Origin of the sequence: Thermaerobacillus caldiproteolyticus (assembly GCF_013761245.1) — a bacterium.
Taxonomy (GTDB): Bacteria; Bacillota; Bacilli; order Bacillales; family Anoxybacillaceae; genus Thermaerobacillus; species Thermaerobacillus caldiproteolyticus.
This window is the reverse complement of sequence record NZ_JACDUT010000002.1, coordinates 126,885-142,169: the sequence shown is the minus strand read 5'-3', so window position 1 is coordinate 142,169 and position 15,285 is coordinate 126,885. Positions and strand designations below refer to the sequence as shown.

General features: G+C 43.3%; 16 protein-coding genes and 1 other annotated feature. All 16 genes read left to right on the top strand.

Annotated elements, in window-relative coordinates:
* Positions 1-7 precede the first annotated feature (7 nt).
* The 16 genes from ftsZ (at position 8) to HNR31_RS04095 (ending at position 15,120) form a co-directional block, all read left to right on the top strand.
* Positions 8-1,141 (top strand): cell division protein FtsZ, encoded by a 1,134-nt coding sequence (ftsZ, locus tag HNR31_RS04170; RefSeq protein WP_181555010.1) that lies wholly within the window; start codon positions 8-10, stop codon positions 1,139-1,141.
* Between the two features lie 543 nt (positions 1,142-1,684).
* A complete protein-coding gene (gene spoIIGA, locus HNR31_RS04165; protein WP_181555009.1) occupies positions 1,685-2,608 on the top strand; it encodes a sigma-E processing peptidase SpoIIGA in 924 nt (307 codons plus the stop codon).
* Positions 2,609-2,659: 51 nt separating this feature from the next.
* Positions 2,660-3,379: an RNA polymerase sporulation sigma factor SigE gene (sigE, locus tag HNR31_RS04160; RefSeq protein ID WP_181555008.1), complete on the top strand. Its 720-nt coding sequence runs from the start codon at positions 2,660-2,662 to the stop codon at positions 3,377-3,379.
* Positions 3,380-3,492: 113 nt separating this feature from the next.
* Positions 3,493-4,272 carry an RNA polymerase sporulation sigma factor SigG gene (sigG, locus tag HNR31_RS04155; RefSeq protein WP_181555007.1) on the top strand — a complete coding sequence of 260 codons (780 nt, stop codon included), beginning with the start codon at positions 3,493-3,495 and terminating at the stop codon, positions 4,270-4,272.
* Positions 4,273-4,377: 105 nt separating this feature from the next.
* Positions 4,378-4,620, top strand: coding sequence for a YlmC/YmxH family sporulation protein (locus HNR31_RS04150; protein WP_181555006.1), 243 nt, complete (start codon positions 4,378-4,380; stop codon positions 4,618-4,620).
* Positions 4,621-4,710: 90 nt separating this feature from the next.
* Complete coding sequence (gene pgeF / locus HNR31_RS04145) at positions 4,711-5,535, top strand: peptidoglycan editing factor PgeF (protein WP_181555005.1); 825 nt, start codon at positions 4,711-4,713, stop codon at positions 5,533-5,535.
* A gap of 3 nt (positions 5,536-5,538) precedes the next feature.
* On the top strand, positions 5,539-6,216 hold the full coding sequence (locus tag HNR31_RS04140; RefSeq protein WP_181555004.1) for a YggS family pyridoxal phosphate-dependent enzyme: 678 nt from the start codon (positions 5,539-5,541) through the stop codon (positions 6,214-6,216).
* Positions 6,217-6,227: 11 nt separating this feature from the next.
* Positions 6,228-6,653, top strand: coding sequence for a cell division protein SepF (locus tag HNR31_RS04135; RefSeq protein ID WP_181555003.1), 426 nt, complete (start codon positions 6,228-6,230; stop codon positions 6,651-6,653).
* Positions 6,654-6,659: 6 nt separating this feature from the next.
* On the top strand, positions 6,660-6,929 hold the full coding sequence (locus tag HNR31_RS04130; RefSeq protein ID WP_181555002.1) for a YggT family protein: 270 nt from the start codon (positions 6,660-6,662) through the stop codon (positions 6,927-6,929).
* Positions 6,930-6,979: 50 nt separating this feature from the next.
* Positions 6,980-7,753 (top strand): YlmH family RNA-binding protein, encoded by a 774-nt coding sequence (locus HNR31_RS04125; RefSeq protein WP_181555001.1) that lies wholly within the window; start codon positions 6,980-6,982, stop codon positions 7,751-7,753.
* Between the two features lie 77 nt (positions 7,754-7,830).
* Positions 7,831-8,343 carry a DivIVA domain-containing protein gene (locus HNR31_RS04120; protein WP_181555000.1) on the top strand — a complete coding sequence of 171 codons (513 nt, stop codon included), beginning with the start codon at positions 7,831-7,833 and terminating at the stop codon, positions 8,341-8,343.
* A gap of 47 nt (positions 8,344-8,390) precedes the next feature.
* Positions 8,391-8,620: a binding site (T-box leader), on the top strand.
* A 50-nt stretch (positions 8,621-8,670) separates the two neighbouring features.
* Positions 8,671-11,445, top strand: coding sequence for an isoleucine--tRNA ligase (gene ileS, locus HNR31_RS04115; protein ID WP_181554999.1), 2,775 nt, complete (start codon positions 8,671-8,673; stop codon positions 11,443-11,445).
* Positions 11,446-11,554: 109 nt separating this feature from the next.
* Positions 11,555-12,040 (top strand): signal peptidase II, encoded by a 486-nt coding sequence (gene lspA, locus HNR31_RS04110; protein ID WP_220129397.1) that lies wholly within the window; start codon positions 11,555-11,557, stop codon positions 12,038-12,040.
* Positions 12,040-12,954 (top strand): RluA family pseudouridine synthase, encoded by a 915-nt coding sequence (locus HNR31_RS04105; protein WP_181554997.1) that lies wholly within the window; start codon positions 12,040-12,042, stop codon positions 12,952-12,954. The genes lspA and HNR31_RS04105 overlap by 1 nt, the downstream gene beginning before the upstream one ends.
* Before the next feature lie 157 nt (positions 12,955-13,111).
* On the top strand, positions 13,112-13,651 hold the full coding sequence (pyrR, locus tag HNR31_RS04100) for a bifunctional pyr operon transcriptional regulator/uracil phosphoribosyltransferase PyrR (protein ID WP_181554996.1): 540 nt from the start codon (positions 13,112-13,114) through the stop codon (positions 13,649-13,651).
* Between the two features lie 161 nt (positions 13,652-13,812).
* Entirely contained in the window at positions 13,813-15,120 is a 1,308-nt protein-coding gene (locus HNR31_RS04095) for a solute carrier family 23 protein (protein ID WP_220129396.1), read from the top strand.
* Positions 15,121-15,285 lie beyond the last annotated feature (165 nt).

Here is a 15,285-nt window from a genome sequence, read left to right as displayed (position 1 = left end):
TTTTGTCATGTTGGAGTTTGACACTACTGTTGATCAGTTAGCAACAATTAAAGTCATCGGTGTTGGCGGCGGTGGAAACAACGCTGTAAACCGAATGATTGAACATGGTGTACAAGGTGTCGAGTTTATCGCTGTTAACACAGATGCACAAGCGTTAAATTTATCAAAAGCTCCTACGAAACTACAAATTGGCGCAAAATTAACGCGCGGTTTAGGGGCAGGAGCAAATCCGGAAGTAGGGAAAAAAGCGGCTGAAGAAAGTAAAGAGCAAATTGAGGAAGCGTTAAAAGGCGCTGATATGGTGTTTGTTACCGCAGGAATGGGAGGCGGAACAGGGACCGGCGCAGCTCCTGTTATTGCGCAAATTGCGCGCGATTTAGGGGCATTAACGGTCGGTGTTGTTACTCGTCCGTTTACGTTTGAAGGACGGAAGCGCGCTACCCAAGCAGCAAGCGGAATCGCTGCTATGAAAGAAGCGGTGGATACATTGATTGTCATTCCAAACGATCGCTTATTGGAGATTGTGGATAAAAATACGCCGATGTTAGAAGCGTTCCGCGAGGCTGACAATGTACTTCGTCAAGGGGTGCAAGGCATTTCTGATTTAATTGCCGTACCGGGACTCATTAACCTTGACTTTGCTGATGTGAAAACGATCATGTCAAACAAAGGTTCCGCTCTCATGGGAATCGGAATTGCCAGCGGAGAAAATCGGGCGGCAGAAGCGGCGAAAAAAGCGATCTCAAGCCCGCTACTAGAAACGTCTATTGACGGAGCACAAGGTGTGCTGATGAATATTACTGGTGGTACTAACTTAAGTCTATATGAAGTGCAGGAAGCTGCGGATATTGTGGCATCCGCGTCCGACCAAGATGTCAATATGATTTTCGGTTCTGTCATCAACGAAAACTTAAAAGATGAAATCGTCGTTACGGTCATTGCGACGGGATTTAACGAAACTGAAACAGCACAATCACGTCCGCTTCGTTCCGGACTTGGCACAGCGCCAAAAACGACAGTAAGCGTCAAGCGTGAGAAGCGGGATGAACCGGCACAAGATTATGCTTCACTCCGCTCATCGCAAGTGGAGGATCCTCTTGACATTCCAGCTTTCCTCCGCAATCGGAACCGTCGTCGTTAAGCAAAAGAGCATGAATCATTATGATTCGTGCTCTTTTCTTTTTTGAAGCATTGTTGCACCATACACTGTGTGTGCCGAACGACAAGCTCTTCGAACATGAAAAACACCGAGTTCCAAGAGCGGAACGCGGCGCTTTTGCTGCTAAATCTTGCTTCTCTTTTTGAAGAGAACTGTCTAGCTCCGCAGCGTGTCTACTGCTTGAATCAGCTTCTTCGCTAAGTCATGCAGGCGCGGTGTCTGGAAAATAACTTTCCTCAGTTGTTTTATCAATCGCTCTTGTGTCAAAATCTTCTCCCTTGAAGTGAAAGCATTTCTGTGGACGAAAGCATTTGGTCATCGCGGAACTGGGACGGCAGCATTTCGTCGTTTGTCGACTAGGATGTGGAGAGTTTATAGGAGAAATTGGGCCGCCGCTTTTCTTATTCTTTGACAAAAGATTCTGTTTTTCTCCATCATAAATTGACAGACTTTCCAGTAAGATGTACTATATACTATTTTCAGAAATTGTTTGGCTTTGTTTGTCGCTAAAGGGAGGCTGTCCGATTGTCTGTTTATTTAGATGTCATATGGTTATTAAATCTTTGTTTTGATAGTTTATTGCTCTGGTTGACGGCCATTATGTTAAAACGGAACATCGTGTTTTGGAGAATCATAGCCGGAGCCTTTATCGGTTCACTTCTTGTGTTATTCATGTTTACTCCATTCTCATTATATGCGCAGCAACCGTTTATTAAACTTCTGTTTTCCTTTTTCATTGTTTATACGGCGTTTGGCTTTAAGCGATTTCGTTATTTTTTAGAAAATGTATTTACGTTTTATTTTGCGACGTTTATGGTAGGAGGTGGTTTGATAGCGATCCATTATTTTTTACAAAATGAGGTACACGTCTCCTCAGGAGTGATGACTACGTATTCAATGGGAGCCGGAGACCCTGTTAGCTGGCTGTTTGTATTGGTCGGGTTTCCGATTTTATGGTTTTTTTCACGAAAGCGTATTGAGGGAATACGTGAGAAAAAGCTGCGGTTTGATAGCATCGTTGATGTATTGCTCACTTTTGATGGGACTCATATTCCATTAAAAGGGCTTATTGACAGCGGCAATCAGCTCTACGATCCCATGACGAAAACGCCTGTCATGATTGTGGAAATCGATAAGGTCAAAGCAATATTTCCAGAACGGTTATTAACAATGATGTCAGCGCGAAATTTTGCTTGGCTTGATGATGAGTATCTAGGAAAATGGTCATGCCGACTACGTCTTATTCCGTATCGTGCTGTCGGCAAAGAGCAACAGTTTTTAGTAGCTGTAAGACCGGACCGTATTATGATTTGCTATGAAAACGAGTGGATCGAGGTACAAAAAGGGCTTGTTGGATTGAATGAAGCGAGTTTATCAGCAGATGGGGAATATCAATGCATTGTGCATCCGAAAATGGTACAAACAGGAAAACGGTTAACCGCTTCATAAGTTCGTTACTATATCATACTCACGTTTTGTCAAATTAGAAGGGGGATTTTCATGAAAACGTGGAAACTTCGCATCGTTTATTTCTGGTATAAGTTGCTTATGAAATTAGGCGTGAAGACCGATGAAATTTACTATATCGGTGGAAGTGAGGCGCTGCCGCCGCCGCTGACGAAAGAAGAAGAAGAGATGCTGCTGAAAAAACTCCCATCCGGTGATGAAACGGCGCGTTCGCTTTTAATTGAACGCAATTTGCGGCTTGTCGTCTATATTGCGCGCAAATTTGAGAATACAGGTATTAATATCGAAGATTTAATTAGCATCGGCACGATTGGGCTCATCAAAGCTGTCAATACGTTCAATCCCGAGAAAAAAATTAAACTGGCGACATACGCATCGCGCTGTATCGAAAATGAAATTTTGATGTATTTGCGTCGAAATAACAAAGTGCGTTCCGAAGTATCGTTTGATGAGCCGCTGAATATCGATTGGGACGGAAATGAGCTATTGTTATCCGATGTACTGGGAACAGAAGATGATGTCATTACAAAAGATCTCGAAGCCAATGTCGATCGTCATTTATTGTTAAATGCACTCCATCAATTAAGTGACCGTGAAAAACAAATTATGGAACTGCGCTTCGGTCTTTCTGGTGGAGAAGAAAAGACGCAAAAAGATGTTGCTGATTTGCTTGGCATTTCGCAATCTTACATATCCCGGCTTGAAAAGCGAATTATTAAACGATTGCGGAAAGAATTCAATAAAATGATGTAATTGGAGTGGACAATTCTTATTGTCGCTTTTTTCTGGCAATAGGGAATGTGCATATTTTTCCTTCCTAAGGAGATACTGAAAATTGACAGCATCTCCTGATGGGAGGGAAAGACTTGACAAGAAACAAGGTTGAAATTTGTGGTGTAGACACATCAAAGCTTCCAGTATTAAACAATGAAGAAATGAGAGAGCTTTTTAAACGAATGCATGAAGGCGATTTAGAGGCAAGAGAGAAGCTCGTCAACGGAAACTTACGACTTGTGTTAAGCGTCATTCAACGGTTTAACAACCGTGGTGAATTTGTGGATGACCTGTTTCAAGTAGGATGTATCGGACTTATGAAATCGATTGATAACTTTGATTTAAACCAAAATGTAAAATTTTCTACGTACGCGGTACCGATGATTATTGGAGAAATTCGCCGTTATTTGCGAGACAACAATCCGATTCGCGTCTCCCGCTCGTTGCGCGATATTGCCTACAAAGCGCTGCAAGTGCGTGAAAAATTAATGGGGGAAACAGCGAAAGAGCCGACAGCTGAGGAAATTGCCAGAGTACTCGGGGTTTCCCACGAAGAAGTCGTCTTTGCCTTAGACGCGATTCAAGATCCGGTATCGTTATTTGAGCCGATTTACAACGACGGCGGCGACCCGATTTATGTGATGGATCAATTGAGTGATGAACGCAATCGCGATAGTCAATGGATCGAGGAAATTGCTTTAAAAGAAGGATTGCGTCGATTAAATGAACGAGAAAAAATGATTATTCGCAAACGCTTTTTCCAAGGGAAAACGCAAATGGAAGTAGCCGAAGAAATTGGCATTTCCCAAGCACAGGTGTCGCGATTGGAAAAAGCGGCGATTCGCCAAATGAATAAAAATATTCAAGTATAAGGAGCTGTTCTTGTAAGAGCAGCTCTTTTCTTTTTTATCAAGTCATGAACAACCGAAGAAAAATCATATAGTAAGATATAAAGAGGAGAAAAGCGGGGGATTTTTATGGTAAAAATTTCTGAGTTTCAAACAAAAGATGTTGTCAATGTCGCAAACGGCAAAAAATTAGGAAACATCGGCGATATTGATATTAATTTACAAACAGGTCAAATTGAATCGCTAATTATTTTAGGAACAGGAAAAGTTCTTGGTTTGTTCGGTCGCGAAGAGGAAACAGTCATTCCGTGGAGCAATATTGTGAAGGTTGGTGCGGATGTGATTTTAGTTCGTTTAAACGAAAGTGAATAAATAATGATTATCAAGTTTAAGCAAACTATGATAAAATAGGAAAAAAAGTGATAAAAACCTACAAAAAACGCAAATAAGAGGATGACGATCATGTCGGAGATTTTTCAACGAACTGGGGAAGAGCTCCTTTTATTACAGAATTGGAGCAAATTGAGCCAAGAGGTTGTCGCTGGCTTTACAACGAAACATGGAGGAATAAGTGATGAGCCGTTCGCCACGTTCAATTTAGGCTTGCATGTCAGCGATGTTGTCTCTTCTGTTCGTCACAACCGTCAAACATTAGCGAATTTGTTACAGTTTCCGTTAGAACGGTGGGTTTGTTGTGAGCAAACACACGATTCGCGTATTGAAAAAGTGACGAAAAGCGATGGAGGAAAAGGAGTTGTCGATTATCATTCCGCCATTGCGGGTACGGACGGATTGTATACAGACGAAGCAGGAGTGCTGCTAACGTTATGTTTTGCTGATTGTGTTCCCCTTTATTTTATCGCACCGAAACAAAATATGATTGGTCTCGCGCATGCGGGTTGGAAAGGAACCGTAAAAAATATTGCGGGGAAAATGGTTCGCCTTTGGAACGAACGTGAGCATATTCCTTTTGATGATATTTATGTAGCGATCGGCCCGTCCATTGGTTCATGTTGCTATATCGTCGACGATCGTGTCATTCACCTCGTGAACAATGTCTTAGGTGAAACTAACTCTGTTCCTTATCGTCTTATCAGTGTAGGACAATATGCTCTTGATTTAAAAGAGCTAAACAAGGTATTGCTTATAAAAGCGGGGATGCGTGAAGAACAAATTTACCTTTCGCATTACTGTACAAGTTGTACAGATCATTTATTTTTCTCACATCGCCGTGATAACGGTAAGACAGGAAGAATGATGGCGTTTATCGGCAGGAGGGAGGAATGATCGATGTCAGTTCGTGACAATTTAACAATCATTCGTGAAAACATCGAAGCCGCCTGTACGCGTGCAGGACGAGATCCTGCCGACATTCGCATCGTTGCTGTTACGAAATATGTAAGTGTCGAGCGAGCAAAAGAGGCGGTAGCGGCTGGAATTACCGATTTAGGTGAAAATCGCGATGACGGGTTATTGCACAAATATGAGACGTTAGGTTCTGAAGTGACGTGGCATTTTATCGGTACACTTCAATCCCGTAAAGTGAAAAATATTATTGACAAAGTCGACTATATTCATTCGCTCGACCGTTTATCCCTCGCCCAAGAAATTGAAAAACGAGCAACAAAACGTGTAAAATGTTTCGTGCAAGTAAATGTATCAGGAGAGGCGACAAAGCACGGGTTGTCCAAAGAAGAAGTCATCCCATTTATCCAACAGCTGCGCGATTTTTCAAAAATCGAGGTCGTTGGCTTAATGACGATGGCTCCTTATACAGACGATGAAGCGCTTCTTCGCCGATGTTTCCGTCAATTAAAAATACTGCAAGAAAGTGTACAAGCCTTACATATTCCGAATGCACCATGCACGGAATTGTCGATGGGAATGTCAAACGATTACGTTATTGCCATTGAAGAAGGAGCAACGTTCATTCGTTTAGGAACATCACTTGTCGGACATGAATCATAGGAGGTGAAAAAATGGGATTCATTAAGAAGTTTAAAGACTATTTCTTAGAAGAGGATTATGAAGAATACGAAGACGAATATGAGGAAGAAGAGGACGAACAACCGTTAGCGAAAGGACCGGCGAAGCAAAATGTCGTCAGCTTGCAAAGCGTGCAAAAATCATCAAAAGTCGTATTAATTGAACCGAGAGCGTATGCTGAAGCGCAAGAAATTGCAGACCATTTAAAAAACCGCCGTGCCGTCGTTGTCAATTTACAGCGCATTCAACACGACCAAGCGAAACGTATCGTTGACTTTTTAAGCGGTACCGTGTATGCGATCGGTGGTGACATTCAACAAGTCGGCACAAAAATCTTTTTATGCACTCCGGATAACGTCGATGTGACCGGCTCGATTTCCGTCATTGCCGATGACGATACATCTATGAAGAGGTGGTAAACATTTATGCACAGTTTGCTTTCGTTTTTAACGACACTTATTGAAATCTATTCGTATGCGTTAATTGTATACATTTTAATGTCGTGGTTTCCGAATGCGCGCGACACAAAAATTGGTCAGATGCTTGCAGCGATTTGTGAGCCGTATTTAGAGCCATTTCGCCGCATTATTCCGCCGATTGGCATGATTGACATTTCGCCAATCGTTGCCCTTTTCGTCTTAAATTTTGCTACAAGAGGATTGTATGCGCTATTCAATATGCTAAACTTAGTATAGGGAATCCAGCACACGGGTTCCCTTCTTTATGAGAGTTAGGTGTGAATAACGTGAATCTGTATCAGCATTTTCGGAAGGAAGAACATCATTTTATCGACCAAGTGCTTGAATGGCGTGAAGCTGTAAAGACGCAATATTGCCCGAAATTAACAGATTTTCTTGACCCTCGTGAGCAAGAGATCGTTCGATTAGTGATCGGACATGATGAAGATGTGAACATCTCTTTTTTCGGTGGTGCTTCGTTTGTCGAACGACAGCGGGCGCTTTTGTACCCGCCTTATTTTCAACCGGAACAAGAGGATTTTGCCATCGCTCTTTTTGCTGTTTGTTACCCAAGTAAATTTGTATCGCTTGAGCATCGGCAAGTGTTAGGCTCACTGATGTCGCTGGGCTTAAAACGAGGGAAATTTGGTGACATCTTAATCAAAGATGAACACATTCAATTGCTCGTTGCCAAGGAAGTAGCCGACTATGTTCGTTTACATCTTGAGATGATTGGAAAAACGAAAATTTCCTTAGAAGAAAAGCCATTGACTGACATTATCATTCTTGAAGAGCAGTGGAACGAAGCGACGATTACCGTTTCGTCGTTGCGCCTTGATACCTTGTTGTCGCAAGCGTTTCATGTTTCGCGGCAAAAAACGCAGTCACTCATTGAAAACGGTCTTGTCAAAGTGAATTGGAAAGTGGTTGAACAAGCGCATTTTGAATGCAAAGAAGGAGACACGCTTTCAGTACGCGGGTTCGGTCGCTGTAAAATTTTTTCGATTGATGGCAAAACAAAAAAAGAGAAGTGGCGTGTGCATATTGGAACACAAAAATAATCGAACCATTGCAGGAATCAGGAGAAATATGTCGAATCGTAAAGAAAAAGGAATTATTGCAGACGGAGGTGGCACTTGTGCCTTTAACGCCATTAGATATTCATAATAAAGAGTTTAGCAGAGGATTTCGCGGTTATGATGAAGACGAAGTGAACGAATTTTTGGACCAAGTCATTAAAGATTATGAAATGGTTATTCGTGAAAAAAAACAACTCGAAGAAAAAGTAGCCGAGCTCACGGAAAAGCTCAGCTATTTCACCAATATTGAAGAAACATTAAATAAATCGATTTTAATTGCTCAAGAGACGGCAGAAGAAGTAAAACGAAACGCGCAAAAAGAAGCGAAGCTCATCATTAAAGAAGCGGAAAAGAACGCGGATCGCATCATTAATGAAGCACTCGCCAAATCGCGAAAAATTGCTCTTGAAATTGAAGAGTTAAAGCGGCAATCGAAAGTGTTTCGCACCCGTTTTCGCATGTTAGTCGAAGCCCAGCTCGAAATGTTAAACAACAGCGATTGGGACCATTTAATGGAATACGAGGTGCCAGAAATCGAAATGGATGAAAAGGAAGAAATCGGGCAATCTTGACGAAAATTGCTCTTTTCGCATATAATAACGAGTAAAATGAAGAATACGAACCAACGATGAGAGGGACAGTAGCTCTTTCATTAGCTTATTTCAGCGAGTCGAGGATGGTGGAAGCTCGACTAAGCGGAAAGAGTGAAGATCACCCTGGAGTTCCATGCTGAAAGAAAAGTAGGCAATGGCGCGTCATTCCCGTTACGAATGCAAAGAGGGCTATTCGTGCCTTTCGGGCATACGTAGTCAATAAGGGTGGTACCGCGAGACCGTTCTCGTCCCTTTTCGGGAGAGGGCGGTTTTTTATTTGATAGAAAAAAGTTGGAGGAATGAGGAATGGACTATAAAGATACGTTATTAATGCCGCAAACAGAGTTTCCGATGCGCGGAAACCTTCCGCAGCGTGAACCGCAAATTCAAGCAAAATGGGAAGAGATGGACATTTATCGCAAAGTGCAGGAGCGCACAAAAGATCGCCCATTATTTGTGCTGCATGATGGCCCGCCGTATGCGAACGGTGATATTCATATGGGGCATGCGTTAAATAAAATTTTGAAAGACTTTATCGTCCGCTATAAATCGATGAGCGGTTATTGTGCACCATACGTGCCTGGCTGGGACACGCATGGATTGCCGATTGAAACAGCGCTCACGAAACATAGAGGTGTCAACCGAAAGTCGATGAGCGTGGCGGAGTTTCGCAAGCTTTGTGAAGAGTATGCATATGAGCAGATCGACAATCAACGCCAACAATTTAAGCGCCTTGGCGTACGCGGCGATTGGGATAACCCGTACATTACGCTAAAGCCAGAATATGAGGCACAACAAATTAAAGTATTTGGTGCAATGGCGAAAAAAGGTCTCATTTACAAAGGGTTAAAGCCTGTTTACTGGTCTCCATCAAGCGAATCTGCCTTAGCTGAAGCAGAAATCGAGTATAAAGATAAACGTTCTCCTTCAATTTATGTTGCGTTTCCGATCAAAGATGGAAAAGGGGTGCTTGAAGGAGATGAGAAAATTGTCATTTGGACGACTACGCCATGGACGATTCCGGCAAACTTAGCCATTGCTGTTCATCCGGATCTTGAATATAGCGTCGTTCAAGTAAACGATGCAAAATATATCGTTGCCTCTGCGCTATTAGAATCGGTAGCAAAAGAAATCGGCTGGGAAGAAGCGAATGTCGTCAAAACGATTAAAGGAAATGAGCTTGAGTATGTCGTGGCGAAACATCCGTTTTATGATCGTGATTCGCTTGTTGTTTGCGGAGAACATGTCACGACGGACGCCGGAACAGGTTGCGTTCATACTGCACCGGGTCACGGGGAAGATGACTTTATCGTCGGTCAGAAATACGGGCTAGACGTTTTATGCCCAGTCGATGAGCGCGGCTATATGACAAAAGAAGCGCCGGGATTTGAAGGATTATTTTATGACGAAGCGAACAAAGCGATTACACAAAAATTGCAGGAAGTAGGCGCTCTTTTAAAGCTTGGCTTTATTACCCACTCGTATCCGCACGATTGGCGGACAAAACAACCGACGATTTTCCGTGCCACAGCGCAATGGTTCGCATCTATTGATAAAATTCGTAACGAATTATTAAAAGCTGTTGAAGAAACAAAATGGGTTCCAGCATGGGGAGAAACGCGTCTTCACAATATGATTCGCGATCGCGGTGACTGGTGTATCTCTCGTCAGCGTGCATGGGGAGTTCCGATTCCGGTGTTTTACGGCGAAAACGGCGAACCAATTATTACGGATGAAACGATTGAACACGTCTCCAACTTGTTCAGACAATACGGATCAAACGTATGGTTTGAACGTGAGGCGAAAGACTTATTGCCGGAAGGATTTACTCATCCATCAAGTCCAAACGGTAAATTTACAAAAGAGACCGATATTATGGACGTTTGGTTTGACTCTGGGTCTTCTCACCAAGCGGTGTTGGAAGAGCGCGATGACTTACAGCGTCCGGCTGACCTGTATCTTGAAGGTTCTGACCAATATCGCGGCTGGTTTAACTCTTCGCTTTCAACTGCAGTAGCGGTGACGGGGAAAGCGCCGTATAAGGGAGTATTAAGCCATGGGTTCGTGCTTGACGGAGAAGGCCGCAAAATGAGTAAATCGCTCGGTAACGTTGTTGTTCCAGCGAAAGTAATGGAGCAATTAGGGGCTGACATTTTACGTCTTTGGGTTGCTTCTGTCGACTATCAAGCAGATGTAAGAATCTCCGACAGCATTTTAAAACAAGTCGCGGAAGTGTATAGAAAAATTCGCAATACGTTCCGTTTTATGCTTGGTAACTTATTTGACTTTGATCCGGAGACGAATGCGGTTCCTTTAGCGGAATTGCGTGAAGTGGATCGCTATATGCTTGTGAAATTAAATCGCCTCATTGAAAAAGTAAAACATTCATATGAAACGTATGACTTTGCGGCAATTTATCACGACGTGAACAATTTCTGTACGATCGATTTAAGTGCGTTCTACTTGGATTTTGCCAAAGATATTCTCTATATTGAAGCGCCAAATGATCAAGAGCGTCGCTCGATTCAAACCGTGCTTTACGAAACGGTCGTAGCCTTAACGAAGCTGATCGCACCAATTTTACCGCATACAGCCGATGAGGTATGGGGGCATATTCCAAATCGAAAAGAAAGAGAAGAGAGCGTTCAGCTTGTCGATATGCCGGAAGCCAAAGACATCGAAGGAGCAGAAGCTCTATTAGCGAAATGGGACACATTTATGAGTTTGCGCGATGATGTATTAAAAGCGTTGGAAGTAGCCCGAAATGAGAAAGTCATCGGTAAATCATTGACAGCAAGCTTGATCGTGTACCCAACTGCGGAAACGAAACAGCTGCTTGATTCGATCGAAGAAAATGTCAAACAGTTGTTCATCGTATCAGGATTTGAAATTGCTGGAGACTATGCAGACGCTCCTGAAGAGGCACAAAAATTCGCTACTATTGCGATTGTTGTCAAACCAGCGGAAGGTGAAACGTGCGAAAGATGTTGGGTCGTTACGCCGGAAGTAGGAGAAGACAAAGATCATCCAACATTATGTCCGCGTTGCGCCCGCATTGTGAAAGAACATTATTCAGCATAATTCAAAAAACGAGGCTAGCCTTATTAGCGGTGGCCTCGTTTTTTATGTAATTTGGCATGTTGGCGATTGTCTATAATTACATGATTATGCTACAATTCATAAAGTACATATGTCGAGTGGGGGTAGTCGTGTGGTATATTATGTGATTGCGCTGATCGTGATCGCCATTGATCAATTTGCCAAATGGCTTGTAGTGAAGTATATGCAGCTTGGAGAAAGCATTACCATCATTCCGAACGTGTTATACATTACTTCCCATCGCAATCGTGGAGCGGCATGGGGAATTTTACAAGGGCAGTTTTGGCTATTTTATATTATAACGATCGTTGTTGTCATTGGATTAATCATTTATATTCAACGTTTGCCCCGCGGGGAGAGGCTGTTTGGCATCGCCCTTGGCCTGATGCTTGGGGGAGCGGTCGGGAATTTTATTGATCGGCTTGTACGTAAAGAGGTAGTTGATTTTATTCATACGTACATTTTTACGTACAGCTTTCCAGTGTTTAATTTCGCTGATTCCGCTCTTTGTATTGGAGTCGCGCTTGTCTTTTTACAAACATTTTTTGCTGGAACGAAGGAAAAGGAGAATGGTTGATGGATGTTGTTCAATTTCATATTGAGGAAGAGTACGATAATGAACGAATCGATAAAGTGATTTCCGCTCTCAATGAAGAATGGTCGCGCTCGAAAGTCCAGCAATGGATTAAAGATGGGCTTGTAACCGTCAACGATAAATCGGTGAAAGCGAATTACAAATGTTCTACTGGTGATGTCGTCGTCGTTCGTCTTCCCGAACCGGAACCGCTTCATGTGGAGCCGGAAGAAATCGAATTGGACATTTATTATGAGGATTCCGATGTCCTTGTGGTGAATAAACCGCGCGGCATGGTCGTGCATCCTGCTCCTGGTCATATGCGCGGAACGCTTGTGAACGCGCTGCTTGCCCATTGCAAAGATTTATCGGGCATTAACGGTGTTCTTCGTCCCGGCATTGTCCATCGCATTGATAAAGATACGTCCGGATTGTTAATGGTCGCCAAAAACGATGTTGCCCATACAGCACTTGTGAATCAACTCGTGAATAAAACTGTTACCCGCAAATATAAGGCGATTGTTCATGGGGTTATTCCACATGATTACGGTACAATCGATGCTCCGATTGGCCGTGATAAGCATGATCGTCAAAAAATGGCGGTGACAGACGAAAACGGAAAAGAGGCTGTCACGCATTTTCGTGTGCTCGAGCGATTTGAGCAATATACCTTTATCGAATGTCAGCTCGAAACGGGACGCACCCATCAAATTCGCGTGCATATGAAATACATCGGATATCCGTTGGCGGGAGATCCGAAATACGGACCGAAAAAAACGCTGCCGATCGACGGTCAGGCGTTACATGCCGGCGTGTTAGGGTTTACTCATCCGCGTACGGGAGAATATTTGGAATTTGAAGCACTGCTGCCAAATGAGTTCGAGCGTCTTTTAGAGTTGTTGCGAAAAGGGCGTTGACAAACGTCGCTTGTAAAAGTACAATAAAAGCAAGTAAATAGGAGCCTTTAAGTTCAGTCCCGTGAGGCTGAGAAGGAGTCGGATTTCATCATTGCATATGGAATGTTTCTGCCCTCTCGCCTATCGGTGGGAGGGCTTTTTGTGTGGAGGTGAAACGATGCAAAAAGCAGTTGTTCTAGATGAACAAGCAATTCGCCGGGCACTGACGCGCATTGCTCACGAAATTATTGAACGCAACAAAGGAATTGACGATTGTGTTCTTATTGGCATTAAGACGCGAGGCATTTACTTAGCAAAACGGTTAGCCGAGCGGATTGAACAAATCGAAGGAAAGGCGGTTCCTGTTGGAGAGTTAGATATTACGCTATATCGCGACGATTTAACGGTAAAAACGAGCGATCACGAACCGCTTGTAAAAGGAACAGACGTACCGTTTGACGTGACAAACAAAAAAGTCATTTTAGTCGATGACGTATTGTTTACAGGACGGACGGTGCGCGCGGCGATGGACGCGGTAATGGATCTTGGACGTCCAGCGCAAATTCAATTGGCTGTGCTCGTTGATCGCGGTCATCGCGAGCTGCCGATTCGGGCTGATTTTGTAGGAAAAAACATCCCTACATCGAGCGCGGAAATGATTGTTGTAGAGTTAACGGAAGTGGACGCACTTGATCAAGTCAGCATTCATGAAAAATAAATCGATTCCCTTTTTAAAGGCAGTCCCGTGAGGCTGACAAAGGGGGAACAGGGAAATAGTCTAAGATTAAAACTAGCTTTTTAGGCTACGACTGTACCTCTTTGCACCTCTGAAGGGCAAAGAGGTTTTTTTATGCAAAAAACGGAAAGGAGTTTGTGATAATGAATAAACCGGTATTAGATATTAAGGATATGCCATCGCCGATACAGTGGTTCACGCTTAGCCTTCAGCACTTGTTTGCGATGTTTGGTGCGACGATTTTAGTGCCTTATTTGGTTGGATTAAGCCCGTCGATCGCCCTCATTTCAAGCGGACTCGGGACACTCGCTTTTTTAATCATCACGAAATGGCAAGTTCCTGCGTACCTTGGGTCTTCGTTTGCGTTTATCGCTCCGATTATTGCTGCTAAAACAGCGGGAGGTCCTAGTGCGGCGATGATTGGCAGCTTTTTGGCCGGGCTTGTGTATGGTGTTGTTGCCCTAGTTATAAAAAAAGCGGGATACCGCTGGATTATGAATTTGTTGCCGCCAATCGTTGTCGGTCCGGTCATTATCGTTATCGGACTAGGACTAGCAAATACAGCGGTCAATATGGCAATGAACAATCCGGACGGAAAATATAGTTTCGTTTATTTTTCTGTTGCGCTAGTAACGCTTGCTGCAACGATCGTTTGCTCGGTTTTCTTAAGAGGCATGTTCAGCTTAGTTCCTGTGTTAGTGGGGATTATCGTCGGCTATGTGTATGCGTTAGCAGTTGGAGTTGTCGATTTTTCTCAAGTCACAAAAGCCAAATGGTTTGAAATGCCGGACTTTTTAATCCCGTTTGTCGATTATCACATCCATGTTACATGGGACATCGTCCTCCTGATGGTGCCGGTCGCCGTTGTGACACTATCAGAACATATCGGTCACCAGCTTGTGTTAAGCAAAGTAGTCGGTCGTGATTACATTAAAAACCCTGGCTTACATCGCTCGATTTTAGGCGACGGAACGGCAACGATGATTTCCGCGCTTATCGGTGGACCGCCAAAAACGACTTATGGTGAAAATATCGGGGTGCTTGCGATTACACGTGTCTACAGCGTCTACGTATTAGCGGGAGCAGCCATCATTGCGATTATCTTCGGATTTATTGGTAAAGTGACTGCGCTTATTAGCTCAATTCCAACGCCTGTTATGGGCGGTGTGTCGATTTTGCTCTTCGGTATCATTGCTTCTTCTGGCTTGCGCATGCTTGTGGACAGCAAAATCGATTTCGGTGACAAACGAAACTTAGTCATTTCTTCTGTCATTCTTGTCATCGGAATTGGCGGTGCGGTATTAAAAGTATCAGAACAATTCCAAATTCAAGGAATGGCATTAGCTGCGATTTGCGGTGTTTTGCTTAACCTTGTATTACCGGGCCGTCCGCAAACAATTGAAAATATGTTTGAGTTAGAAACAGAAAACAGTGATGATCATGTTGCATAACATCACCTTTTAATTGAGTCCAGAGAGACTTAAAAGGGTGTTACAGTGAAAGTGAAAAGTAAAGATGGGGCGAAGCGGATATCATCCAGTTTCCCTCATTGCCCCTTTTTACTCAAAAATGGTGTAACACCCTGTCGATTGGACAGGGTGTTTTTTATGAAAAGG

Excerpts from the sequence above, each read along its gene's own strand:
- ftsZ (WP_181555010.1), top strand. The coding sequence starts at position 8 with ATGTTGGAGTTTGACACTACTGTTGATCAGTTAGCAACAATTAAAGTC.
- sigE (WP_181555008.1), top strand. The coding sequence starts at position 2,660 with ATGAAAACGTGGAAACTTCGCATCGTTTATTTCTGGTATAAGTTGCTT.
- HNR31_RS04150 (WP_181555006.1), top strand. The coding sequence starts at position 4,378 with ATGGTAAAAATTTCTGAGTTTCAAACAAAAGATGTTGTCAATGTCGCA.
- pgeF (WP_181555005.1), top strand. The coding sequence starts at position 4,711 with ATGTCGGAGATTTTTCAACGAACTGGGGAAGAGCTCCTTTTATTACAG.
- HNR31_RS04140 (WP_181555004.1), top strand. The coding sequence starts at position 5,539 with ATGTCAGTTCGTGACAATTTAACAATCATTCGTGAAAACATCGAAGCC.
- HNR31_RS04135 (WP_181555003.1), top strand. The coding sequence starts at position 6,228 with ATGGGATTCATTAAGAAGTTTAAAGACTATTTCTTAGAAGAGGATTAT.
- HNR31_RS04130 (WP_181555002.1), top strand. The coding sequence starts at position 6,660 with ATGCACAGTTTGCTTTCGTTTTTAACGACACTTATTGAAATCTATTCG.
- ileS (WP_181554999.1), top strand. The coding sequence starts at position 8,671 with ATGGACTATAAAGATACGTTATTAATGCCGCAAACAGAGTTTCCGATG.
- lspA (WP_220129397.1), top strand. The coding sequence starts at position 11,555 with ATGTCGAGTGGGGGTAGTCGTGTGGTATATTATGTGATTGCGCTGATC.
- HNR31_RS04105 (WP_181554997.1), top strand. The coding sequence starts at position 12,040 with ATGGATGTTGTTCAATTTCATATTGAGGAAGAGTACGATAATGAACGA.
- pyrR (WP_181554996.1), top strand. The coding sequence starts at position 13,112 with ATGCAAAAAGCAGTTGTTCTAGATGAACAAGCAATTCGCCGGGCACTG.
- HNR31_RS04095 (WP_220129396.1), top strand. The coding sequence starts at position 13,813 with ATGAATAAACCGGTATTAGATATTAAGGATATGCCATCGCCGATACAG.